This window comes from Herbaspirillum sp. YR522, from assembly GCF_000282575.1.
Taxonomy (GTDB): Bacteria; Pseudomonadota; Gammaproteobacteria; order Burkholderiales; family Burkholderiaceae_D; genus Herbaspirillum.
In genome coordinates this window covers 49,759-72,596 of record NZ_AKJA01000024.1, presented here as the reverse complement: position 1 = coordinate 72,596, position 22,838 = coordinate 49,759, and the positions used below count along the sequence as shown (strand labels likewise).

Sequence of the window (22,838 nt, the reverse complement as noted above, 5' to 3'; positions counted from 1 at the left end):
AGGCGGGCGGCAGCCTCTTCCTCTGCCTGCCGTGCGGCAGCCAGCGCTGCGCGTTGCCGGATGGTTGCCGCACTCCAGGCCAGGCGCGCCTGCTCATAGGGGAACAACATCGCCCAGATCCTCAGGATCAGGAAGGCAATGATGCCCCAGGTGGATATCTTGAACTTGGAACCCAGCGCATCCATGATCGGCCTCAGGCTGCCCAGCGCATCGGCGCCTCCCAGCATCCCGGCCGCCTCGGTCAGCGCCAGGCCCAGGCCGATGAAGGTGCCCAACAGGCCAAGTACCAATAAAAGGCTGGGCAACATATCGGCCCAGCGCTCGGGCTTGGTGGCGACGGCGTCGCTGAGCGCTTCGGGCGTACCGTGCGCCAGCGCCTGGTCAGTCGCTCCCTCGGTGGCGGTAAGGCGCCGCTGCCAGTGGCTGGCGCGGGCGCTGCCGCGCACCAGCACCGGAATGACGACGATGGCGGCGACGAATAGCAACGCAAAGATGATCTGCAAGGCGGCAAATGCCGAACCGTCCAGCTGGGGAAGGAAAAACGACAAGGGCGACTTATCCACGGCATTTCTCCGTCCCTGCCGCGCCGGTCACGTTGCGGCTGCCCCGATGGCCCTGGATACCCCCATGTTTACCCCTTCCTCGCTGATGTTGTTGTAGCAGAAGCCTAACAGAAAGGGGAGAGCCAGGGATCGGCTCCTTGCCGCATCGACAACAAAAAAAAGGGCCCAGGCATGACGCCTAAACCCCAATAATCAGTTGCCGGAATGGATCAGCGGGCGCGCGAATTCTGCTGCGGTGCGACGTCGCTATAAACGTTCTTCCAGACATACGCCGCGAACGCCAGGGCGCTGATGCCGAAATACGCGGCATAGGCGTCGAGCGCGAAGGAGGCGACATGCGATACGGTCTGGTAGGCGTTCATTTTTCCCTCTCGGTGAATGTGTGCTTGGCGAAGTGCCATGGACACCATCTTATTGAGGAGGGCTCGTGGCGACTATCAGGGTTTTCCCGATGTGGCAAAAAAGACAACTCGGCGCACTGCGCCGGATTCGATTTACCTGCTAAATAGCCGCTGTGAATTATCCAGTGCCTGATGTCACGACAAGAATTCCGGCACCCTCAACTTCAACCGGAACCTAAAATGTTATTGGCCCTAATAGCAGGCGGCACGGCGGCCGGCTTTCTCGCAGGCATGTTCGGCATCGGCGGCGGCGCCATCGTCATCCCGGTCCTGATCCACATCTACAAGCACCAGGGCCTGCCGGCTACCGAAGCGATCCGCCTGGCCTTTGGCACCTCGCTGGCGACGATGGCGTTTACCGGCCTTTCGTCGTTTCTCAGCCATCACCAACGCGGCAATGTCGACTTCGCCTGGATCAAACGGCTGTTCCTGCCGGCCGGGCTGGGCGCGGCAATGGGCGCCCTGCTGGCGTCGCGTATCCCGGGTGGATGGCTGGCGTTCGGATTGTCGTGCATGCTGGCCTACTTCGGCGCCAGGCTGCTGTTCAACAAGGAACAGCACGTTGTCGCCTCGCCCCTGCTGGCAAGCTTGTCGCCCCTGGCGGGGCTGCTGTCCGGCGTGGCCTATTCGCTGGCAGGCATGGGCGGCGCGTCCGTGATCACCTTCTACCTGAGCCGCGTCGGGCTGCCGCTGAAACGGGCAATCGGCACCGCCACCGGCGTCATCCTGCCCATCTCGCTGGGGGCGATATTGGGCTTCGGGATCACCGCGGATTCGCCGCACGACTGGCGCTGGGGCTATATCGACCTGCACGCACTGCTGGTACTGAGCCTGTGCGCGGTGATTGCCTCACGCCTGGGAGTACGCGCGGCGGCCGCGCTGCCGGTGGCGCGGCTACGCAGCATCTTCGGCCTGTTCATGCTCGGCCTGTCGGCCAGGACGGTGGCCGATATCTTCAACTAGGCAATCCCGGGGAAAGACGTCTTGAGCCGATACTGGCGCTGCCGGTAATTTCCCTCCAGGCCGCTGAAGCTGCAATCGACGTCGCCGAACAACCGACCGATGCGGTTCAGGGTCGAGCGCTGGGCCTCGGTGTCGATCGACACCAGGCGACGCTTGCTCCTGGCATAGTAGTCGCAGATATCGATCACCATGCAGTGCCCGTAGTCGGCGTTCTTGACGTCGATCAGCAAGGCTTCGGGCTTGCTCAACCCGAAGGTGGCGGCCAGCTCGACCCGGGCGCAGAGAAACGGATTGGCATTGCGCATCTTGTCGGTCATCTGTGCCACCGCTTCGATCGCCCACGCATGGCCGCTGGCCTGCACAGAGAAAGGCTCGAGTGCCGCCTTGGCGTCCTGGTGTCCTTGCCCCGCCGCCTTCTGCCACCAGTACATCGCCCTGACATCGTTGAGACGATCATCGCGGCGATTGCGCCAGGAGATCTGCGCGAACTCGAACTGCGCTTCCACCAGTCCCATGTCGGCGGCCTTCTCGAGGTACTGCTGGGCGACGTTGAGGTTGCGCTGCGAATAGATCGAGCGCGAATAGATGCGCGCCAGCGCGTGCCATGCCAATGCCGATCCGCCTTCGCCGGCCAGTGTCAGCCAGCTCAACGCCTTCTTGAAGTTGGCCAGGCCGTGCTCCATGAACACCCGCTCGCCGGCACGATTGATCTTGGCATGCAGCAGGCCCAGTTCGAGCCGCGACTCGGTGTTGCCCGCGCGCGCGGCCAGCTCCAGGAAGCGGCCAATCATCACCGGGTCGGGCGCACTGCCCTGCAATTGCCATTGCGCATGGCGCAGCAACAACGTTGCCTGTTCGGCCGACAACACGATGGCGGCCGTCACCTCCACATCGCGCTCCACCTGCGCCAGGGCATTGGCGTTGCGCTCCAGCAGCTTGGCGATCAACGGCGCGGCGTCACGCACGAAGGCATCGTAGTCGCCCTTGTTCCAGGCCTTGTCCATCAGCGCAAACTGCGCCTGCTCGATGCCGGCGTGGGCGGCCTCCGTAATCAGGCGCTCTTCCAGCGACAGCGCCCCCGGCGTCGGTATCAGCTTCAGGTTGTCACCCGCGGCGGCATCGACGGCGCCGGCATCGCGAGCGTGCTTTTGCATCTGCTGGGCCAGCAGCCATTGCGCGTGATGGTCGTCATTGCTGGCCAGCATGGTCAATGCACCGATGGCCTTGGCGTGGCTGTTGCCGTCGAACTGCTCGGTGTTGTCCAGCACCAGGCGCGCGTAGGTCAAGCCGGCAGCGGGCACACCGGCGTCGAACGCCTTCTGGTACCACACGGCGGCCTCACGCGGCGAGGACAGGTCCTTCACCTGGTCATACGAGATATTGCGACCGATCATCATCCAGGCGTCGTCGACGCCCTGCCGGGCCGCGCGCTGCAACCAGTAGAAGGCCGTGCCGTTGCTGCGAGGCAGTCCGGTACCGCCGTAGAGATACCTGCTTCCCAGTGCCAATTGCGCGGTGGATTCTCCTGCCCGTGCGGCCTTGATGACGGCCAGGTCTTGTCGTGTCGCCATAGTGATTACCTTGTTCCTGCTTGCGGTGCAGCCTGAAAACGGATCTGCAAAAATCGAGGCAAAGAGAGCCCCTCCGGCGCAATACGATTGCGTCGGTTCCTAACTATTGAATTTGATCAAAGGGCGATTTTGTCGGTCGTTCGCCGTTGTGGCATCGCGATCACCGGTTCATTCGAGAGTTGCTTCGATAGTCAATAATCTAACAGTGACAGCCTTCGGAAGCTGAAGGCGAAATGTACTATTACCACTTCCACGAGACATGTAAAGGTACGCTGACGTGCGCCTTTCGCTGTATATCCCAAGACCAGATTCTAGATGAGCCAGCGCCTGCGATTGGATGTGATTGCGGCAATTGACTATTGCGTTTACAGGAATGATTTAGTTTTCTCGCACGCGGAGAAAAGCAAAAATCCGGGAAAGACTCGAAAAGACGGAGAGTCGAGAAATCGAAGTAACGCACCAACGAAGAGAAGCACTAACGAAAAAGGCACCGCATGAAATCCATGCGGTGCCTCTTGCTACCGGTTCAGGCCAATGTCGTAGTCGCTACGACACCTGCATTAGAACTTGTGACGGATACCAACAGCCACGGCGGCCTGGTTGCCATCGGTACCGGTGGTGTCGGACACGCCGGTGTTGACCATGTCGCTGGCACGAATGTACGACACGAATGCGTACAGGTCGGTGCGCTTGGACAGCCAGTAGTCGCTACCCAGGTTGTACGTGGTCTGCTTGCCCTTGCCGCTCACGCCGTCGAACTGGGCGCGGGTGTGATCGACTGCAGCCAGCAGCTTCAGCGATGGGGTCAGAGCGTAGGCAGTACCGATTTCGTACATGTCGGCCTTGTTCGAACGCGCCAGCAGGCGGTTGTTCAGGCTGGTCAGCGAACCGACGCCGGTGGTGGTCAGGTTGGCCTGGGTGTTGAGGTCTTGCTTGACGCGCGACCAGTTACCGTACACACGTGCCGGGCCGAACTGGTACGACGCCACCAGGTTCCAGCCCTTGTAGGCGCTGCTGCCTTGGTTGGCGGCCAGGGTGTTGGTGGTGACGGTGGTAGCCGACGAGGGGATCAGGCTGGTGTCGGCTGGCGACGTACCGTTAGCCTTCGACTGGTAGTAGGTTGCGCCCAGGCCCAGGGGACCGTTTTCGTACTTCAGGCCGGCGCCGAATGCTTGACCAGCCGAAGTCTGGCCAGCTTGTTCGCCGAAACCGTACAGCAGGTTACCAGTGAAGCCACCGATGTTGTTGGTGGTGTAGCTGATCGAGTTGTTGGTACGTGTACCTTGCAGGCGATCCAGGCCCGAACCGGAGTTGCTGGTCCAGCCGCCGAAATCGGCCACGGCGGTGTAGGCGGAGATGGTGTCGGCGAAGTCGGTTTGGCGACCCAGCAGCACGGTACCGAAGCCACCGGCCAGACCCACCACCGACTTGCGGCGGAACAGGTTGGAACCGGTTGTGGCGTCGGAGCCTTGCAGGCCGCCGGTGTCGTTGTTGAAGCCAGCTTCCAGGTTGAACACTGCGCTCAGGCCACCGCCCAGGTTTTCAACGCCCTTGAAGCCGATGCGCGAACCCTGGATGACGCCCGAGTTGAGGCCGAACTTGCTGCCGGTGCCGCCACCAGTGGTGGCAACCTTGCTTTGGTAGACAACGCCGGTGTCGATGATGCCGTAGATGCTTACGCTGCTTTGTGCTTGAGCAGCGCCTGCGAATGCGCCCAGAACGGCGAGTGCCAGCAAAGATTTTTTCATTTGAAATCCTTCTATAAATAGTCTTGAGGATCCGCACTTTCAGTCGGATGGTCAGACATTAAAGCTTCTGATTCCGTATGGCTTCAGCTTGGTTTATAGAAGTCATTTTTTTGACGAGATCAAAAAATGGAAATGGCATCTGTTGTATTTTTTTATCGTGAAAATGCCGTCCTTGTTTCATGACCCTGCTGCCGCAGAAGGCAAGATGAAAACGCTGCACGGAAGGCGGCCATGTGCTGGCTCGCATCCCGTTCCAATAAGCGAATGGTGCAAAAGTCCGGTGCGGTGCGCGCGCTGCAACGGCCTTCCAGCCAGAATACCGAAGCGAGCCAACTCGTCGGGCAACCCGGTCGTGCCAACAGAAATACCCGACGAGTTCGCGTCCTGGCCTGTCAGGCGAGCTGTACCATCGAGCGCACCGCCCCTGGATGGCCCAGCCTGAAGACGCTGACCGAACCGGTCAGTTTCCTGGCCTGGTCGCGCAGCGACTCGGTGGCGGCCGCCGCCTCTTCCACCAATGCGGCGTTCTTCTGGGTGACGGTGTCCATCTGGGCGATGGCGCGATTGACTTCCTCGATGCCGGCTTCCTGCTCCCCACTGGCCGCACTGATTTCTGACATCATGTCAGTGACGCGCCTGACGCTGGCGACTATCTCTTCCATCGTGCTGCCGGCATGCTGCACCAACTGGCTGCCATGCCCGACCTTTTCCACCGATTCCGAGATCAGGCCCTTGATCTCCTTGGCGGCGATGGCCGATCGTTGCGCCAGGTTGCGCACTTCCGTGGCCACCACCGCGAAACCGCGTCCCTGTTCGCCAGCCCTGGCCGCTTCCACCGCAGCATTGAGTGCCAGGATGTTGGTCTGGAAGGCGATGCCGTCGATCACGCCGATGATGTCGGCGATCTTGCCGGCAGAGGCGTTGATCTCGCCCATCGTATCGACTACCTGCGCGACCACGGCGCCGCCGCGCGAGGCTACGTCCGACGCCGCCGCGGCCAGCTGGTTGGCCTGGCGCGCGCTGTCGGCATTGCGCTTGACGGTGGAGGTGATCTGTTCCATCGCCGCGGCTGTCTGTTCCAGCGAGCTGGCCTGTTGTTCGGTACGCGCCGACAGGTCGAGGTTGCCGCCGGCGATCTGGGTCGAGGCAGTGGCAATCGTGTCGCTGCCGGTGCGCACATCCCCCACCACCGTCTTCAAGCTTTCGTTCATTTCCTTCAGCGCGCGCAGCAGGTCGCCGGTCTCGTCCCGACCGGTGGCCGTGATGCTGCTGGAAAGGTCGCCTGCCGCCACCGTCTTGGCAATCGTTACGGCCTCACGCATGGGCCGGGTGATGGACCGGGTGGCAAGCACCCCGAACACGATCGCCAGGACCGCCACCACCACCCCGACCGCCGTGGCCACCATCTTGCCCGAGCCGATTGCCGTCGAGATATTGGCGCCGGTCGATTCGGCCCCTTCGTGGGCAATCGCCAGCAACCCGGACAGCGCCGCGGCCAGCGCCTTGTCGGCGCCGCTGATGGCCGCATCGATGTCGGCCACCGTGGCGCCGCCGGCCTTCAAGGCCTGGGCCTTGGCGATGGCTTCACGGTACTGGCGCTGCCCGGCATCGAGCCTGTCGAGCAATGCCTGCTCCTGGGGCGTGGCGCCCAGATTGCGGTATTGCCCCACCAGCGCCGAGATGGCGTCCATGTCGGCGATGAAGCCCTTGTCATAGGCGCCACCGCGCAGCACATAGTTCTTGAAGTTCTGCACCCCGTCGCCGAGCTTGATATATCCCTGCGTAGCGTATTCCTGCTTGACCATCACGTTGTCCGAGAAGCCGACCCAATGGCGTCCGATCTGTGACAGGGTCGCCAGCGAGGCCAGCGTCAACACCGTGGTGAGCAGCGTGACCAGCAGGAAAGCGCCGCCCAATCGAGTTCCGATCTTCATTTCCACCCCCAAGAATTGGTTAACAAAATGACATGCATGCCTACCGGCAAGCGAACCATCCCCGGGCGCGCGGCCATGCCGTCGGCGGCACGCCCCCGCTCCAACTCTACCGCTTTTCCTACATAAAAACCGGGCCGGGTAATTTAGAATGGCCGGAATAAAAAGTTAAGGCACGACATGCTCAGCGATTTTTCGAACAAGAGTCCGGGGCCGGCCCAGGAGACGCCCATGGTTCCCGATTCGGCGGCAGACCTGGCCCAGGCGCAGGCCGACCTGGCACGGCTGACCGAAGAGTCCGACCGTCGGCGCCGCTTCTACGAGACCTTCCTCTCGACCACGCCCGACCTGTCCTATGTGTGGGATTTGAACCATCGCTTCACCTACGCCAATCGGGTGTTGCTGGAGATGTGGGGCAAGACCTGGGACGAGGCCATCGGCAAGAACTGCCTGGAGCTGGGCTACGAGCCATGGCACGCGGAAATGCACAGCCGCGAGATCGAACAGGTGCGCGCCACCAAGCGGCCGGTGCGCGGGGACGTTCCCTTCAATGGCGCCTTCGGCCGCCGCATCTACGATTACATCCTGTTTCCGGTACTGGGCCCGGATGGCGAAGTCGAGGCCGTGGCCGGCACCACGCGCGATGTCACCGAACGCAAGAATGCCGAAGCGCGCCAGCTGGCGCTGATGACCATCGCCGACGAGCTGCGGCTGGCCCAGGACCTCGCCTCCATCGCCGGCTCCGCGGCGCGGGTGATCGGCGAAGCGCTCACCGCGCATCGGGTCACCTACAAGATCTTCGATATCGCATCGGGCGCAGTGCTCGAGCAAGGCGAGTGGGTCTTCCATGGGGCCCGGCCGCACGATAGCCCGCTCGATCAACACGGTCATGGCGGGGCCGGCGCCGGCCCCGGACTGGCACAGGGCACCACGGTACTGGTCAACGACGTGGCCAACGACCCGCGCACCGCCTCGCTGGCGGCCCGCTACCGCGAGCTTGGCATCGCCTCCTTCATGGACATCCCGACCATGAAGGACGATGCCCTGGCCGCCCTCATCCATGTCAGCAGCAACGAGGTGCGCGCCTGGACCGAGAGTGACCTGGCCTTGGTCGACGAGGTCGGCGAACGGGTGCGCTCGGCCTGCGACCGGATCGTCAGCGAACAGGCGCTGGCCGCCAGCGAGGCACGGCTGCGCGAAACCAACGAATCGCTCGAGGCCCAGGTACTGGCAAGGACCAAGGCGCTGATGGCGACCGAAGAGGCGCTTCGCCAGTCGCAGAAGATCGAGGCGATCGGGCAGTTGACCGGGGGCCTGGCACACGACTTCAACAACCTGCTGGGCGGCATCATGGGCAGCCTGGACCTGATGCGGGTGCGCATGGCGCAAGGCCGCCGCGAAGGCCTGGAGCGCTACATCGACGTCGCCCTGCGCGGCGTCACGCGTGCCGCTTCGCTGACGCAACGCCTGTTGGCATTTGCCCGCCGGCAGACGCTCGACCCCAAGCCGACCGACGTCAACCGGCTCATCGGGGGCATGGAGGAAATGCTCCGGCGCACCATCGGCCCTTCGATCGAGCTCGAAGTGGTGGGCGCCGGCGGCCTGTGGTCGACCTTCGTCGATGCCTCGCAACTGGAAAGCGCCCTGCTCAACCTGTGCATCAACTCGCGCGATGCGATGCCCGATGGCGGGCGCCTGACCATCGAAACCGCCAACAAGTGGGTCGACGACCAGTGGGCGCGCGAACGCGACCTGTCGCCAGGCCAGTATGTTTGCGTGTCCGTCACCGATACCGGCACCGGCATGGCGCCGGAGGTCATCGCCCGCGCCTTCGACCCCTTCTTCACCACCAAGCCCATCGGCGCCGGCACCGGCCTGGGGTTGTCGATGGTCTATGGCTTTGCGCGCCAGTCGGGCGGACAGATCCGCATCTACTCCGAACTGGGCCAGGGCACCACGATGAGCGTCTACCTGCCACGCCACCACCAGGACGCCGACGAGCGTGAAGAACCCGAGACCACCGAAGGTCTCAAGAACGGTAGCGGCGAGATCGTGCTGGTGGTCGACGACGAGGCGCCGATCCGCATGCTGGTCGCGGAAGTGCTGTCGGACGCAGGTTACGTTGCCATCGAGGCTAGCGATGGTCCATCGGCGCTGCGCATCATCCAGTCCAAGGCCCGCATCGACCTGTTGATCACCGATGTCGGCCTGCCTGGCGGTATCAACGGCCGCCAGCTGGCCGACGCCAGTCGCGCGGTGCGTCCGGAGCTGAAGATCCTGTTCGTGACCGGCTATGCCGAGAATGCCGCGGTCGGCAACGGTCACCTGGAGCCCGGCATGCAGGTGCTGACCAAGCCGTTCAAGATGGATACGCTGGCACGCCGCATCCAGGGCATCATCGAGAGCCCACCGGCCTAGGGCCGTGCTTGGCGTGCGTCAGCGCGCCTTCGATACGATCCTGCGGATCTACTCAGTCCGAACGGTTTCTCAATGCTAAAAAAAATGCCGTTCGGTGTTCACCGAACGGCATTACAGCTTGCGCTGCCCTTGGCATTGCTGCCTTGGCAAAGCCTACAGCGCCATGTCGGCTGCTGCGTTGGCCTTGGGACGACTCATGCTGCCGGCTGCACCATTGGCAGGTGCGGCCTTCATGTCGATCACCGGCGGCGGCGCCAATTGCAGCACCTCGCTGGTGTAGGCCCATTCCCTGGCGACCTGCTCGGGATGGTCGTTGAGCTTGGTGCCGTAGCTGGGAACGATCTGGCGGATCTTGCTTTGCCATTCGGGTGTGGCGACCTTGTCCTTGAAGACCTTCTCGAGCACCGTCAGCATGATCGGTGCGGCAGTCGACGCACCGGGCGACGCGCCCAGCAGGCCAGCCATGCTGCTGTCCTTGGAGGCCACGATCTCGGTACCCAGCTTGAGCACGCCACCCTTCTGTTCGTCGCGCTTGATGATCTGCACCCGCTGGCCGGCTTGCCACAGGCGCCAGTCTTCCTTCTTGGCGTTGGGGAAGTATTGCTTGAGTGCGGCAAAGCGCTCGTCGTCGGACAGCATCAACTGGCCGGCCAGGTATTGCACCAGCGGGTACTCGGCCACGCCCACCTTCACCATCGGCCAGGTGTTGTGCGTGGTCGCGGTCGAGAACAGGTCCCAGTGCGAACCCTGCTTCAGGAACTTGGTCGAGAACGTGGCGAAGGGGCCAAACAGGATCACGCGCTTGCCATCGAGCACGCGCGTGTCGAGGTGCGGCACCGACATCGGCGGCGCACCGACCGATGCCTTGCCGTAGGCCTTGGCCAGGTGGCGCTCGGCCACCTCCGGATTGTCGGTCACCAGGAACGAGCCGCCGACCGGGAAGCCGGCGTATTCGTTGGCCTCGGGAATGCCGGATTTCTGCAACAGCTTCAAGGCGCCACCGCCGGCACCGATGAAGACGAACTTGGCGTCGGTCTGGGCGGTGCTGCCATCCTTGAGGTTCTTGTAGCCGATGCGCCAGCTGCCGTCGGCGTTGCGGGTGATGTCACGCACCTCGCTCGACAGCTTCAGGGCGATGTTGGAGCGGGTCTGCAGGTAAGCGGCGAACTGGCGGGTGATCTCGCCGAAGTTGACGTCGGTGCCCAGCGGTGTCCAGGTGGCCGCCAGCTTTTGCTGGGGGTCGCGACCTTCCATCATCAGCGGCACCCACTTCTTGATCTGCTCGTGGTCTTCCGAATATTGCATGCCCGCAAACAGGGGGCTGGCCTGCAGCGCCTGGTAGCGCTTCTTGAGGTAGGCCACGTTGTCGTCACCCCAGATGAAGCTCATGTGCGGGGTCGAGTTGATGAACGAGCGCGGGTTCTTCAGCACGCCGTTCCTGACCTGCCATGCCCAGAACTGGCGCGAGATCTGGAACGCCTCGTTGATCTCGATGGCCTTGGCGATCTCGATCTTGCCTTCCTTGTTCTCCGGCGTGTAGTTCAGTTCGGCCAATGCCGAGTGACCGGTGCCTGCGTTGTTCCAGCCGTTCGAGCTTTCTTCGGCCACGCCATCGAGGCGCTCGACGATTTCCATCGACCAGCCGGGTTCGAGTTCATTGAGCCAGACCGCGAGGGTGGTGCTCATGATGCCGCCGCCGATCAGCAGCACGTCGACTTTCTTGACGTCGGCGCCGTGCGCCGGTGTAAGGACCAGCGAGACCAACAGGCCAAGCAATGCCACAAAGGATTTTTTAAACATTCGGAGATCCATGTTTGATGAAAGAAACGCCCCGTCCCGTCGGCTTGAACCGGTTGCGGCCGCTCCCCCGGGATTGGCCACGATTGACGAGAAAAGGCTGGCAGTCGGGCAGGAGCCACGACGCACAATTGCTGAGACGATGCCTGACGGTGTGTGCTTGCCGGAACCGACCGGACTGCAGTGCTGGCGGGGCCATGCCAACCAATGCAGGTTGTCGATGGCGCAACAAGCTTCGATGCCGGTCGAGTTCGCGAGCTTAGCATTGGGCTGTGCGGCTGGCGATTGCGGTTATCCCTCATTCCCAACGGCAGCCGCGATAGGCGCGCTCGCGTCGGGCTAGGGAAATGCCCGATAGCTCGCCGGCCCCGGCTCGGCCACAATCGCTGCAACCTTCCGAGAGAGCAGCCATGCCGCTGATAGCGGCGCAAGGATCCCATGATGCAAACCGCAAAACAGGAAAATTTCGCTTCGTATGTCTACCACGATCGCGCCTTCAATTGCGACACTGCAAAGATCCTGCCTGGCGAGTACTACTACACGCACGACGACATGATGATCGTCACCGTGCTGGGTTCCTGCGTATCGGCCTGCCTGCGCGACCGCGTCTCCGGCATCGGCGGGATGAACCATTTCATGCTGCCAGACGGCGGTGGCGAGGCCGACAGCCCGATCTCGGCCTCGATGCGCTATGGCACCTATGCCATGGAAGTGTTGATCAACGATGTACTGAAGGCGGGTGCCCGGCGCGAAAACCTCGAATGCAAGGTGTTCGGTGGCGGCGCGGTGTTGCGTTGCATGAATGCGCTCAACGTGGGCGAACGCAACGCCGCCTTCGTCAAGAGCTTCCTGTCGGCCGAAGGCATACGGGTGGTGGCCGAAGACCTCAACGACATCTGGCCGCGCAAGGTGCACTTCTTCCCGCGCACCGGCAAGGTGCTGGTCAAGAAACTGAAGAACACCGACGCGGCCCTGGCCAACAGCGAACGCGATTACGCCTCGCGCCTGTCGGCCAAGCCCGTGGGCGGCCAGGTCGACCTGTTCTGATCCTTATCTTCAGACGAAAAAAAGGGGCATCCGGTCGATGCCCCTTTTCTACGTCGGTACGATCCTGCGCGCGTTGCCTCAGCCCTTGAGCTGCGTCAGTCCCTGGGCCGCGATCGCCTTCAACCAGCCCAGGCCGGCCGAGGTGGCGCCGGCCGGATTGTATTCGCAACCGATCCAGCCCTGGTAGCCCAGCGAATCGATCAGCTTGAGCAGGTAGGGATAGTTCAGTTCGCCCACGTCCGGTTCGTTGCGTTCGGGCACGCCGGCGAGCTGGATGTGACCGATGCCGGCCATGTCGCGCTTGAGCTTGACGGCGACGTCGCCCTCGACGATCTGGCAGTGATAGCAGTCGAACTGCACCTTGAGGTTGTCGGCGCCGATCTCGGCACAGATGGCTTGGGCGTCGTCCTGGCGGTTCAGGAAGAAGCCGGGGATATTGCGCGTGTTGATCGGCTCGATGACCACCGTGATACCGGCCGCCTCGGCCTGGTGCGCCGCATACGACAGGTTGTCCAGGTACACCGCGCGATGCCGGGCGCGGTCCTGCCCGGGCTTGATCAGGCCGGCCATCACATGCAGCGACTTGTTGCCGATCACGGCTGCGTATTGCAGCGCGGTGTCGATGCTGCGCTTGAACTCGTCCTCGCGCCCCGGCAGCGAGGCGATCCCGCGCTCACCGGCGGCCCAGTCACCCGGCGGCGCATTGAACAAGGCCTGGGTCAGGCCATTGGCGTCCAGGCGGCTCTTGATTTCTTCGGGCTGGTAGTCGTACGGGAACAGGAATTCGACACCCGGAAAACCGTCCTTGGCCGCAGCGGCGAAACGGTCCAGAAAATCATGTTCGACGTACATCATGCTCAGGTTGGCGGCAAAACGCAGCATCGTGCTCTCCTTGATTGAATATGGCGCCCGCTCCAGGTCGGGGCGGGCCGAAAGTCCAAAGCCCGCAGGCGTTTCGCGTGCGGGCTTTTTCGGTATTGCGGGCTTACTTGTTGACCACCTCGGGCTTGGTCATCAAGGTCGCGATGGCACCTACCACCAGCATTACCGCCAGCATGTACATGCCGGTGGCGTTGCTCTGGGTCAGGTCCTTGAAGTAACCGATCAGGTAAGGGCTGACGAAACCGGCCAGGTTGCCAACCGAATTGATGGCGGCAATACCGACGGCGGCGGCGGCACCCGACAGGAAGGCCGTCGGCAGCGACCAGAACAGCGGTGCGCAGGTGAGCACGCCAGCGGCGGCCAGCGACAGCGACGCAATCGAGATGGCGGTGTTGTCGGCAAACATGGCCGCGCCGATGAAGCCCACGCAACCCATCAGGGCCGGCACCACCAGGTGCCAACGGCGTTCGCGCTTGCGGTCGGCGCTGCGGCCGATCAGGTTCATGGCGACGATGGCGCAACCGAATGGAATCGCCGACAGCAGGCCGATCTGCAGGTTGCCCTGCACGCCGGTAGCCTTGACCAGGGTCGGCATCCACAGCGTCAGGCCGTATTGGCCCATGACGAAGGCAAAGTAGATCAGGCACATCAGCCACACGCGCGCGTCCTTGACGATGGCGCCGAAGCCGTGGCTGCTTTCCTTGCCCTTCTGGTCACCGTCGATGTCGCCTTGCAAGACGCTCTTCTCGTCGTCGCTGAGCCACTTGGCGCTCTTGACGTCATTGTCGAGGTAGAACAGCGTGACCAGGCCGATCAGCACTGCCGGAATGGCTTCGATGACGAACATCCATTGCCAGCCGTGCATGCCGCTGTCGCCGTGGAAGGCGTCCATGATCCAGCCCGACAGGGGGTTGCCCAGGATGCCGGCGACCGGGATACCGGACATGAACACGGCGATCACCTTGGCCCGGCGATGCGACGGGAACCAGTAGGTCAGGTACAGGATGATGCCGGGATAGAAACCGGCTTCGGCCAGGCCCAGCAAAAAGCGCAGCACGTAGAACTGGGTCGGGGTCTCGATGAACATGAAGCACGCCGAGAGCAAGCCCCAGGTGATCATGATGCGCGCGATCCAGACCCGTGCGCCGACCTTGTGCATCAGGATGTTGGAGGGCACCTCGAACAGGAAGTAGCCGATGAAGAACAGCCCGGCGCCCAGGCCGAAGACGGTTTCCGAAAAGCCCAGGTCGACCGACATCTGCAGCTTGGCAAAGCCGACGTTGACGCGATCGAGGTAGGCGATCACGTAGCACAGCATCAGGAACGGCATGATGCGCCAGAAGACTTTGCGGTACAGGCCGTCCTTGGCCTGGTCGTTGGCGCCTGCAATGACGCCTTGGTTGGTTGCGGTGGTCATGCTACGACATCTCCCTAAGAAGGTTTGGGCCATTTGTGGCGGCCGCGGGTTACTTGGCGCCTGCATCTGCATGCAGGCAATTGTTGGATTCAACATGAGGCACCGGTGGCTGCCGGACCGGCGCCAAAGCTGGCGCGCACGCGGGTAGAAAACCCGGTGTCGATGGCAGTCAACGATGAACGACTCTCAGGATTGATCGTCCGGTCTTGTGCCGGCTCGGGTACTGCGAAACGAGGCGCCTGCTTACCAGCGCGCCTTGAACGTATCCCGCAGTTCTTGCAGGGCATTCTCCTGGAGGCCGGTAGTGCCGCCGCAGAGATGCCACAACTTGGCGGTTTCCTCGAGCTCTTCGAGCGCGAAGGCAGCCTTCGATACCGAACTTTCCCACACCACCGGACCGAGCCGCTCCAGCAGCACGCCGCGCACCTTGCCGGCCAGGCGGCTGACCTGCTCGGCCACCTCGGGCGCACCCGGGCGCGCATAGCGGATCAAGGGGATATGGCCGACCTTCATCACGTAGTACGGCGTGATCGGCGGCAGCACGTCGTCTTCTTTCCAGACGCCCTTGATGCTCAGGTTGACCAGGTAGGTCGAATGGGTGTGGACCACCGCGTGCATCTCGGGATTGTTGTCGTACACCGCGCGATGCAGCACCAGCGTCTTGGATGGCTTGTCGCCGCTGACCCAGTTGCCGTTCGCATCGACCTTGGAGATCGCCGCCGGATCGAGAAAACCGAGACAGGCGTCGGTGGGCGTGATCAGCCAGCCGTCATCCAGACGGGCGCTGATGTTGCCGGCCGAGCCGACCGTGTAGCCACGGGCGAACAGCGAGCCGCCGATGCGGCAGATCTCTTCGCGCAGGCGGGCTTCGGCGCTCATGCCGCCTGCCCGTCCAGGTAGCGCAGCGCCTTCTCGAAGAAGTCGACGCCACCGAAATTACCCGACTTCAGGGCCAGGGCCACCGGCTCGTCGTCCAGCGTGGCCGTCGCCGGCACGCCCGGATCGATCTGCGGCCCGATGCGCAGCGCCCGCACGTCCAGCGCCTGCACCACCGCGCCCGAGGTCTCGCCACCGGCAACCACGAAGCGGCGCACGCCGCGCTGGCGCAGACCGGCGGCGATCGTCGCCAGCGCCTGCTCGACCAGGTGGCCGGCCTTGGCCACGCCCAGTTCCTTCTGCACCGCCTTGACTTCGTCCGGGGTGGCGGTGGCATAGATCAGCACCGGTTCGGTGGTGATGCGTTCATCGGCGAAGGCCAATGCCTGCTGCACCACGTCCTCGCCGCGCGCCAGTGCCAGCGGGTCGATACGGAAAGACGGATGACGGCTGTTCCATTCGGCGACCTGGGCGTTGGTGGCCTTGGATGCACTACCGGCCAGCACCACCGACAGACCGCCCACCTTGGGCAATTGCGCGGCCTGGCCGACAGCCTGCAGCAACCCGGCGCGGCGGAAATTCTCGGGCAGCCCCAGCGCCACGCCCGAACCGCCGGTAATGAGCTTGAGTTCGGCGCAGGCTTCGCCCAGGGTGAACAGGTCCTTGTCCGAGACGGCGTCGGCGATGGCCATCCTGACGCCTTCGGCACGCAGCGCGGCAAAGCGCTCCTGGGTAGCGGCGGCGCCACGGGCCACGGCGTCATAACGCACCAGCCCGACCTTGGACGGCGTCTGGCGTTGCAACACGCGCACCAGGTTGGCGTCGGTCATCGGTGTGAGGGGATGGTTTTCCATGCCCGATTCGTTGAGCAGGCCATCGGCCACGAACAGGTAACCGCGATAGATGGTGCGGCCGTTCTCGGGGAAGGCCGGACAGGCGATGGTGAAATCCTGGCCCAGCTCCTTGAGCAACGCGTCGGTTACCTGGCCGATGTTGCCGGCGTCGGTCGAATCGAAGGTCGAGCAATACTTGAAGAAGAACTGGGTGCAGCCCTGCTGTTGCAGCCAGCGCAAGGCGGCCAGCGATTGCGCAATGGCCTCGGCGGCGGGGATGGTGCGCGACTTCAGCGCGATCACCAGGGCGTCGGCGGCCACGGCCGGGATCTCGGCCGGCACACCGATGGTTTGCACCGTGCGCATGCCGCCGCGCACCAGCATGTTGGCCAGGTCGGTGGCGCCGGTGAAGTCGTCGGCGATACAACCCAGCAGGGGACGTGATTGGGACATGGTGTACTCCGTTGTGGTGGGTGGCGACTTACTTGGCCTTGGCCGACGGCAGGTCGATGCCCGGGAAGATCTTGATCACGGCGGAATCGTCCTCGCCGCCATGGCCGGCGGTGGAGGCCATCATGAACATCTGGTGGGCCGCCGCCGACAGCGGCAGCGGGAACTTGCTGCGGCGGGCCGTATCGAGCACCAGGCCCAGGTCCTTGACGAAGATGTCGACCGCCGACAGCGGGGTGTAGTCACCGTTGAGGATATGCGGCACGCGGTTTTCGAACATCCACGAATTGCCGGCGCTGTGGGTGATGACGTCGTACAAGGCATCCGGATTGACGCCCTCGCGCAGGCCCAGGGCCATCGCCTCGGCAGAGGCGGCGATATGTACACCGGCCAGCAACTGGTTGATGATCTTGACCTTGGAACCGATGCCATGCGCGTCGCCCAGGCGATAGACCTTGCCGGCCATGCCGGCCAGCACGTCTTCGATCCTGGCATATACCTCGGCCGGGCCGGAGGTCATCATGGTCATCTCGCCCGAGGCCGCGCGGGCGGCGCCGCCCGATACCGGCGCATCCAGCAGCAACAACTGCCTTTCGGCCAGGCGCTTACCCAGTTCGACGGCGAAGTCCGGCGCCACGGTGGCGCTCGAGATCACCACGCTGCCCGGCTTGAGGGTCGACACCACGCCGCTGTCGCCGAACAGCACGGCCTCGGTCTGGGCCGCATTGACCACCAGCGTGATGACCACGTCGACGGCGCTGCCCATGGCGGCCGGACTGGCGCAGGCGACGCCGCCGGCGGCGGCGAACTTGGCCAGCACTTCCTGGCGCACGTCACAGGCGTGCACGTTGAAACCCGCGCGCAACAGCGAACTGGCTACGCCAAAGCCCATTGCTCCCAAACCGATCACACCTACGTTTCTGGACATCGTTGTCTCCCTTCGAGGGCGCTGCCAGCGGGATGCGTTTGGTCTCGCTCCCGCACGAACTACCGCGCCGGTTGATGAATCGGCGTCGTGATGTTCACGCCGCCGCTGTGTTCGATATCAGTCCAGGCCATGCCCGGACGATCAATCCTGCTGCCCCTGGCTCAAGCGCCGCGCCGCATTGAACATATGCGTCTGCGCCGCGTTGCGGGCCGCCATCTCGTCGCCGGCGCGAATGGCCGCGACGATGGCTTCATGCTCTTCGCGCACCTGGCGCGAAAAATCCTCATAGCGCGCTTCGTTGCCACGCGTGATCGCGGTGGCCGCCTCCAGGTACTGCGCCAGGAAGTCGAGCGTCTTGATGAAATACGGGTTACGGGTGGCCTGCGCCAACGCCTGGTGAAAGGCCACATCGGCCCGCACCCCGTCGCCGCCGGCGGCTACGTCCTGGCCGATACGCGCCAGCGCCGACTCGATGGCGGCGATGTCTTCATCGCTGCGTCGCTTGGCCGCCTGCGCCGCCACCTCGGCTTCGATGGCGCGTCGCAATTCGACGATCTGCAGCACCGCGTCGGGCGAGCTCACCTCGGCATAGTCGATACGCAACGGCTTGATGCCCGCCTGCCCGGTGACGAACACGCCGCTACCCTGGCGCGGCTCGACCACGCCCTCGTGCCGCAGGCGCGCAATCGCCTCGCGTACCACCGTGCGGCTGACACCGAATTCTTGCGCCAGGACCAGTTCAGTGGGCAGCTTGCCGCCGCGGGGAAAAGCACCTTCGTCGATCTTCTCCAGCAATTGCCTGGCTACGGTCTCGCTGAGCGCCTGTGCTGGGATCTTCTGAAACATGCTGTCTCGGGTCGTTTTCATCAGGTTATCCGGTCATCATACAAATTAAATGAAAGCCCGGCAATGCCAATTTTTCATATTTACCCGCAGAAACAGCGATTTATCGGGCGATATGAATGAAGTTAGGTACAAATGAAGTGACAACCGGTAGCAATTCCGAAAAATTACTTCAAACCATACCTGGTCGGTCCATGCATTGCGGGCGCTGCAGGCGCCATTTTGCCAGCCCGCAGGCGCTAGCTACTACAATCATGTTTTCCCCTCGCCGTCAGCCGCCCATGCCTTACGACCTTTCAGACAAACTCGTCATCGGAATTTCTTCACGTGCCCTGTTCGACCTGGAGACCGAAAACACCATCTACGACGAGCAGGGCGTCGACGCCTATTCGCAGTACCAGCGCCAGCACGAAACCGACGCATTGCAGCCGGGCACCGCCTTTCCATTGGTCAAGGCCTTGCTGCGACTGAATGAATTGATTCCCGAGCGGCGCCTGGTGGAAGTGGTGGTGATCTCGCGCAATACGCCCGACACCGGCTTACGCGCCTTCAACGCCATCGCCGCCCACAAGCTCGATATCAGCCGCGCGGCGTTCACCGGCGGCGCCCCCACGGCGCCCTACCTGCAGGCGTTCAAGATCGACCTGTTCCTGTCGCGTGACACACGCGACGTACAGGACGCCATCGACGCCGGGGTCGCCGCCGCCCAGCTCTATACGGCGCCGCTGCAGTACAGCGCGCCCGAAAAGCAGATCCGCATCGCCTTCGACGGCGACGCCGTGCTGTTCTCGCCGGAGTCCGAACGCATCTTTGCCGAAAAGGGGCTGGAAGCCTTTGCGCGACACGAGCAGCGCCATCGCAACAAGGCCATGAAGGAAGGCCCGTTTGCCAAGTTGCTGCTGGCCCTGTCGGCGATACAGAAACAGTTTCCGGCTAACGAATGCCCGGTGCGCATCGCCATCGTCACCGCCCGCAACAGCCCGGCGCACCAGCGCGTGATCCACACGCTGCGTACCTGGAACGTCACGGTCGACGAGGCATTCTTCCTCGGCGGCCTGAAAAAGACCGAGGTATTGCAGGCCTTCGGCGCCCATATGTTCTTCGATGACCAGGAAGGCCACGTCGAGACGGCGGCGGTGGTGGTGCCGTCCGGGCGGGTGCCGTACAAGGGTGGCGCACTGGTCGCACCCCCACGCAAGACCGGCACCGCCGGTCGTGCCTGAAAGGCCACCACATGGAAACCGAACTGAAGCTGCTGTTGTCACCGGCCGATGCCCAGGCCCTGCGCCAGCACCCGCTACTGGCGCGCCACGCCCAGGCCGCACCGCGCACCAAGGACCAGACCGGGGTCTACTTCGACACCCCCGAGCTGGACCTGCGCCATCACGATGCCGGCTTGCGCGTGCGCCGTAGCGGCGACGAAAGCATCCAGACCCTGAAGGCCGGCGGCGGCGTGCAGGGCGGACTGCACCAGCGCCTCGAATGGGAGTCGCCGGTACCGGGCGAACAACCCGACCTGGCGCTGCTGCGCCAGTTGATGCCGGACGACACCGAACTGGCCGGCCAGATACTGACGCCGGACATCGCCGGCCGCCTCACCGCCATCTTCGCCACCCGCATCCAGCGCACGCTGTGGGACCTGACGCTGGACGACGGCAGCACGGTCGAGTTCGTGCTGGACCAGGGCAACGTGGAACATGCCCAGCGCCAGGTTCCGATCTGCGAGATCGAGCTGGAACTGAAGCAGGGCGACCCGCTGGCGCTGTTCGACTTCGCGCTGGCGCTGTTGCGCGATATCCCTTTGCGCATCGGGGTGCAGAGCAAGGCGCAACGCGGCTACGCGCTGTATCACGCGCAGTTGCGCCAGCAGCGCGGCGAACCGGCGCCGTCGGACGCGAGCAAGGCCAGGCCGCTGCACCTGTCGCGCAAGATGGGCCTGGAACAGGCCTTCGCCGCCATCGTCGGCAATTGCCTGGAACAGGTACTGGCCAACGATATCGCCGATGGCGACCCGCAGGATATCGAACGCCTGCACCAGATGCGGGTGGGCGTGCGACGGCTGCGTTCGGGCTTGCGTCTGTTCGAGGAGGTGATCGCCCTGCCGCCGGCACTGGCCGCCGAGATCGAGTGGCTCTCAGAGAGCATCGGCGCCGCGCGCGACTGGGACGTGCTGGCCGATTCGACGCTGGCGTCGCTGCCCACCCCGGAGCGCAGCGATGCCATCGACATCGCGGCCCTGCAGGCCGCCGCCCGCAAGCGGGCGCGCGCGCTGCACGCCAGTGCGGCCCAGGCGGTGGCTTCGCCGCGCATGACGGCGCTGGTGCTGCAACTGTCGCGATGGCTGCTGGCTTCGCAATGGCGCAGCGCGATGAGCCCCGACCAGCACCAGGCGCTCGAACGACCATTGGTCGACTTCGTGCACCAGCGCTTGCATCACGATGCCCGACGCCTGCAGAAGCGGGCACGCAAGATGGCAGACGACGCCCGGGCCCGGCACCGCGCCCGCATCGCAGCCAAGAAGCTGCGCTACGACACCGAGTTCTTCCACGCCGTACTGGATGCGCGCGACAGCAAGCCGTTCCTCAAGGCGCTGTCGCACCTGCAAGACCAGTTGGGCGCCATGAACGACATCGCCGTGGCACAGCGCCTGCTGCAGGAGCTGCGCCGCAGTCATCCGGCCCTGGCCAGCGGCGTGGCCTTTGCGCGCGGCCACCTGGCGGCGCAGGCAACGCACGGCCAGGCCAGGGGGCGCAAGCCGTGGAAGAAGTGGAAGGCCCTGGTGCTGCCGCGGGTAGTCACTGCAACATGAAGGTCTCGTACTCCAGCAGCTCCAGCTTGCGCGCCAGCAGCATGGCGCCGGCCAGCACCACCACCAGCACCGCCAGGGCGAAGCCGAAGCCGTAGTAGGTCGGGCCCAGTCGTATCGATAGCCAGGTCAGCGCGACGTTGAGCACCACGAACGAGGCGCATAGGCCGAGCACGATACGGCGTTTGTCGAGGTAGAAGAAGACATTGAGAATGCCCAGCAGCACCACCTGCAGGCTGGCCGCGATCACGTCGATGTAGAGCAGCGGCAGGTACAACGTGGAGATGCCCAGCCAGTTCAGGATCGCCTCGCCGGTCACGATCAGCAGCAAGGTCGCGATGGCCTGGATCTTGATGATCTCCGACAGCCCCAGGCGCACCGTCTGCACCATGCCGTTGCGGTGCTTCTCGATGGTCTCCAGCGATGCGCCGCCGCGCACGGCGTCATAGAAGGCGTCATAGTCCTCGACGAAATCGGTTTCCATGCGCAGCAGGAAGATCGCCATGCCGGGGATGATCGCCAGGTAGGCCAGGAACACCGGCAGGTCGTAGATCACCGACGCCCGCAGCGGGCCGATGATGGCCTGGCTGGTCTCGGGGGTGAACCAGAACATCGCCTTGTCGATCCAGATCGCCAGGTTGTACAGGAACCCGATCGCCATGAGCGAAGGATAGAGACGATCGCGCTGGAAGAATTCGAACGAGATGAACCGGTCCGAACCGAAGTTGCGCAGGATCAGGGCCATCATCGCCGTGAGCAACACGGCCTGCCCCAGCGCGAAGCCCGCCATCAGGCCTTCGAGGCCCCAACTGCGCAGTGCCAGCGCCGCCAGCACCGTGATGCCGTAGCCCAGTGCATAGATCCAGAAGATGGCCTGGTACTGCTTCATGCCCGACAGGAAGATGGTGGCGATCCAGATATTGCACATGATCACGAAACAGGCCAGCAATAGCAGCCGGTACAGCAGGCTCTGCTCGGGAAACAGCAGCACCACGCACGACAGGCCCAGCACGCCGCAGGCCGCCGTCACGACGAACGACACCGCGTGGAAATTGGGCAGGATGGCGTCGTGCTGCTTCTCGAACAGGCGGTCGGCAGAGAAGCGCGTGAGCGCCAGCTGGAAGATCCCGGTCAGCACCAGTGACAGCGAGATCACATAGGTGATGCTGACCTGGAACTGCACGATCACCTGCTTGGGCACGATCACCGTATAGCTCATCACGCCGATGATCAGGATGCCGACGATGGACATGATCCATGGACCGGAACTGATCAGCGCCGCGTACGAATAGGCCTGCATCAGCGACAGCAGGCTGTCGCGCTTCAATATCTTGCGCAGTTCGAATCCGATACCTGCCATGTTA

General features: G+C 63.6%; 17 protein-coding genes and 1 pseudogene. 5 read left to right on the top strand and 13 right to left on the bottom strand.

Annotated features, from left to right (window positions below; all coding sequences use genetic code 11):
• Window positions 1–563, bottom strand: a 563-nt coding sequence (locus PMI40_RS04700; RefSeq protein ID WP_008112662.1) for a hypothetical protein, incomplete at its 3' end; no start/stop codon positions are given.
• A gap of 209 nt (window positions 564–772) precedes the next feature.
• Window positions 773–925, bottom strand: a complete 153-nt coding sequence (locus PMI40_RS23695) for a hypothetical protein (protein ID WP_008112661.1) — start codon at window positions 923–925, stop codon at window positions 773–775.
• A 219-nt stretch (window positions 926–1,144) separates the two neighbouring features.
• Here PMI40_RS23695 and PMI40_RS04695 point away from each other — a divergent pair, with 219 nt between their 5' ends.
• On the top strand, window positions 1,145–1,927 hold the full coding sequence (locus PMI40_RS04695) for a sulfite exporter TauE/SafE family protein (RefSeq protein WP_008112660.1): 783 nt from the start codon (window positions 1,145–1,147) through the stop codon (window positions 1,925–1,927).
• Here PMI40_RS04695 and PMI40_RS04690 read toward each other — a convergent pair.
• From PMI40_RS04690 to PMI40_RS04680, 3 genes are all read right to left on the bottom strand, one after another.
• On the bottom strand, window positions 1,924–3,498 hold the full coding sequence (locus tag PMI40_RS04690) for a tetratricopeptide repeat protein (RefSeq protein ID WP_008112658.1): 1,575 nt from the start codon (window positions 3,496–3,498) through the stop codon (window positions 1,924–1,926). The two genes, PMI40_RS04695 and PMI40_RS04690, sit on opposite strands and share 4 nt — an antisense overlap.
• 560 nt (window positions 3,499–4,058) lie before the next feature.
• Window positions 4,059–5,246 carry a porin gene (locus PMI40_RS04685; protein ID WP_008112656.1) on the bottom strand — a complete coding sequence of 396 codons (1,188 nt, stop codon included), beginning with the start codon at window positions 5,244–5,246 and terminating at the stop codon, window positions 4,059–4,061.
• Between the two features lie 392 nt (window positions 5,247–5,638).
• Entirely contained in the window at window positions 5,639–7,180 is a 1,542-nt protein-coding gene (locus PMI40_RS04680) for a methyl-accepting chemotaxis protein (RefSeq protein WP_008112654.1), read from the bottom strand.
• A gap of 228 nt (window positions 7,181–7,408) precedes the next feature.
• Between PMI40_RS04680 and PMI40_RS04675 the strand changes: the two genes are divergently transcribed.
• On the top strand, window positions 7,409–9,595 hold the full coding sequence (locus PMI40_RS04675) for an ATP-binding protein (RefSeq protein WP_051001755.1): 2,187 nt from the start codon (window positions 7,409–7,411) through the stop codon (window positions 9,593–9,595).
• Window positions 9,596–9,748: 153 nt separating this feature from the next.
• Here the strand turns inward: PMI40_RS04675 and mqo are convergent, their stop codons facing one another.
• Window positions 9,749–11,395: a malate dehydrogenase (quinone) gene (gene mqo, locus PMI40_RS04670; protein WP_008112650.1), complete on the bottom strand. Its 1,647-nt coding sequence runs from the start codon at window positions 11,393–11,395 to the stop codon at window positions 9,749–9,751.
• A 438-nt stretch (window positions 11,396–11,833) separates the two neighbouring features.
• Between mqo and cheD the strand changes: the two genes are divergently transcribed.
• Window positions 11,834–12,439 (top strand): chemoreceptor glutamine deamidase CheD, encoded by a 606-nt coding sequence (gene cheD, locus PMI40_RS04665; RefSeq protein ID WP_008112646.1) that lies wholly within the window; start codon window positions 11,834–11,836, stop codon window positions 12,437–12,439.
• Window positions 12,440–12,517: 78 nt separating this feature from the next.
• Here the strand turns inward: cheD and otnI are convergent, their stop codons facing one another.
• The 6 genes and pseudogenes from otnI to PMI40_RS04635 all read right to left on the bottom strand — a co-directional run bounded on the left by otnI (window position 12,518) and on the right by PMI40_RS04635 (window position 18,671).
• Window positions 12,518–13,321, bottom strand: a complete 804-nt coding sequence (otnI, locus tag PMI40_RS04660; RefSeq protein WP_008112645.1) for a 2-oxo-tetronate isomerase — start codon at window positions 13,319–13,321, stop codon at window positions 12,518–12,520.
• A 103-nt stretch (window positions 13,322–13,424) separates the two neighbouring features.
• Complete coding sequence (locus PMI40_RS04655; protein WP_008112644.1) at window positions 13,425–14,738, bottom strand: MFS transporter; 1,314 nt, start codon at window positions 14,736–14,738, stop codon at window positions 13,425–13,427.
• Between the two features lie 243 nt (window positions 14,739–14,981).
• The gene (locus PMI40_RS04650) at window positions 14,982–15,617 is read right to left on the bottom strand and encodes an aldolase (protein ID WP_008112643.1); all 636 of its coding nucleotides are present in this window, start codon (window positions 15,615–15,617) and stop codon (window positions 14,982–14,984) included.
• Entirely contained in the window at window positions 15,614–16,900 is a 1,287-nt protein-coding gene (gene otnK, locus PMI40_RS04645) for a 3-oxo-tetronate kinase (protein ID WP_008112642.1), read from the bottom strand. Before otnK ends, PMI40_RS04650 begins: the two co-directional genes overlap by 4 nt.
• A 28-nt stretch (window positions 16,901–16,928) precedes the next feature.
• Window positions 16,929–17,855, bottom strand: a pseudogene (gene ltnD, locus PMI40_RS04640) (L-threonate dehydrogenase); the annotation flags it as partial.
• Window positions 17,856–17,966: 111 nt separating this feature from the next.
• Entirely contained in the window at window positions 17,967–18,671 is a 705-nt protein-coding gene (locus PMI40_RS04635; RefSeq protein WP_008112640.1) for a FadR/GntR family transcriptional regulator, read from the bottom strand.
• A gap of 278 nt (window positions 18,672–18,949) precedes the next feature.
• Here PMI40_RS04635 and PMI40_RS04630 point away from each other — a divergent pair, with 278 nt between their 5' ends.
• The gene (locus PMI40_RS04630) at window positions 18,950–19,891 is read left to right on the top strand and encodes a 5'-nucleotidase (RefSeq protein ID WP_008112639.1); all 942 of its coding nucleotides are present in this window, start codon (window positions 18,950–18,952) and stop codon (window positions 19,889–19,891) included.
• A gap of 11 nt (window positions 19,892–19,902) precedes the next feature.
• Window positions 19,903–21,477 carry a CYTH and CHAD domain-containing protein gene (locus PMI40_RS04625; RefSeq protein ID WP_008112638.1) on the top strand — a complete coding sequence of 525 codons (1,575 nt, stop codon included), beginning with the start codon at window positions 19,903–19,905 and terminating at the stop codon, window positions 21,475–21,477.
• Here the strand turns inward: PMI40_RS04625 and pelG are convergent.
• Entirely contained in the window at window positions 21,464–22,834 is a 1,371-nt protein-coding gene (gene pelG / locus PMI40_RS04620; RefSeq protein ID WP_008112637.1) for an exopolysaccharide Pel transporter PelG, read from the bottom strand. The two genes, PMI40_RS04625 and pelG, sit on opposite strands and share 14 nt — an antisense overlap.
• Between the last annotated feature and the right edge of the window lie 4 nt (window positions 22,835–22,838).

Coding starts and splice junctions, on each gene's coding strand:
- otnK (WP_008112642.1), bottom strand. CDS start 16,900: ATGTCCCAATCACGTCCCCTGCTGGGTTGTATCGCCGACGACTTCACC.
- PMI40_RS04685 (WP_008112656.1), bottom strand. CDS start 5,246: ATGAAAAAATCTTTGCTGGCACTCGCCGTTCTGGGCGCATTCGCAGGC.
- PMI40_RS04675 (WP_051001755.1), top strand. CDS start 7,409: ATGGTTCCCGATTCGGCGGCAGACCTGGCCCAGGCGCAGGCCGACCTG.
- cheD (WP_008112646.1), top strand. CDS start 11,834: ATGCAAACCGCAAAACAGGAAAATTTCGCTTCGTATGTCTACCACGAT.
- PMI40_RS04625 (WP_008112638.1), top strand. CDS start 19,903: ATGGAAACCGAACTGAAGCTGCTGTTGTCACCGGCCGATGCCCAGGCC.
- PMI40_RS23695 (WP_008112661.1), bottom strand. CDS start 925: ATGAACGCCTACCAGACCGTATCGCATGTCGCCTCCTTCGCGCTCGAC.
- mqo (WP_008112650.1), bottom strand. CDS start 11,395: ATGTTTAAAAAATCCTTTGTGGCATTGCTTGGCCTGTTGGTCTCGCTG.
- PMI40_RS04680 (WP_008112654.1), bottom strand. CDS start 7,180: ATGAAGATCGGAACTCGATTGGGCGGCGCTTTCCTGCTGGTCACGCTG.
- PMI40_RS04695 (WP_008112660.1), top strand. CDS start 1,145: ATGTTATTGGCCCTAATAGCAGGCGGCACGGCGGCCGGCTTTCTCGCA.
- PMI40_RS04635 (WP_008112640.1), bottom strand. CDS start 18,671: ATGTTTCAGAAGATCCCAGCACAGGCGCTCAGCGAGACCGTAGCCAGG.
- PMI40_RS04655 (WP_008112644.1), bottom strand. CDS start 14,738: ATGACCACCGCAACCAACCAAGGCGTCATTGCAGGCGCCAACGACCAG.
- PMI40_RS04630 (WP_008112639.1), top strand. CDS start 18,950: ATGCCTTACGACCTTTCAGACAAACTCGTCATCGGAATTTCTTCACGT.
- pelG (WP_008112637.1), bottom strand. CDS start 22,834: ATGGCAGGTATCGGATTCGAACTGCGCAAGATATTGAAGCGCGACAGC.
- PMI40_RS04690 (WP_008112658.1), bottom strand. CDS start 3,498: ATGGCGACACGACAAGACCTGGCCGTCATCAAGGCCGCACGGGCAGGA.
- PMI40_RS04650 (WP_008112643.1), bottom strand. CDS start 15,617: ATGAGCGCCGAAGCCCGCCTGCGCGAAGAGATCTGCCGCATCGGCGGC.
- otnI (WP_008112645.1), bottom strand. CDS start 13,321: ATGCTGCGTTTTGCCGCCAACCTGAGCATGATGTACGTCGAACATGAT.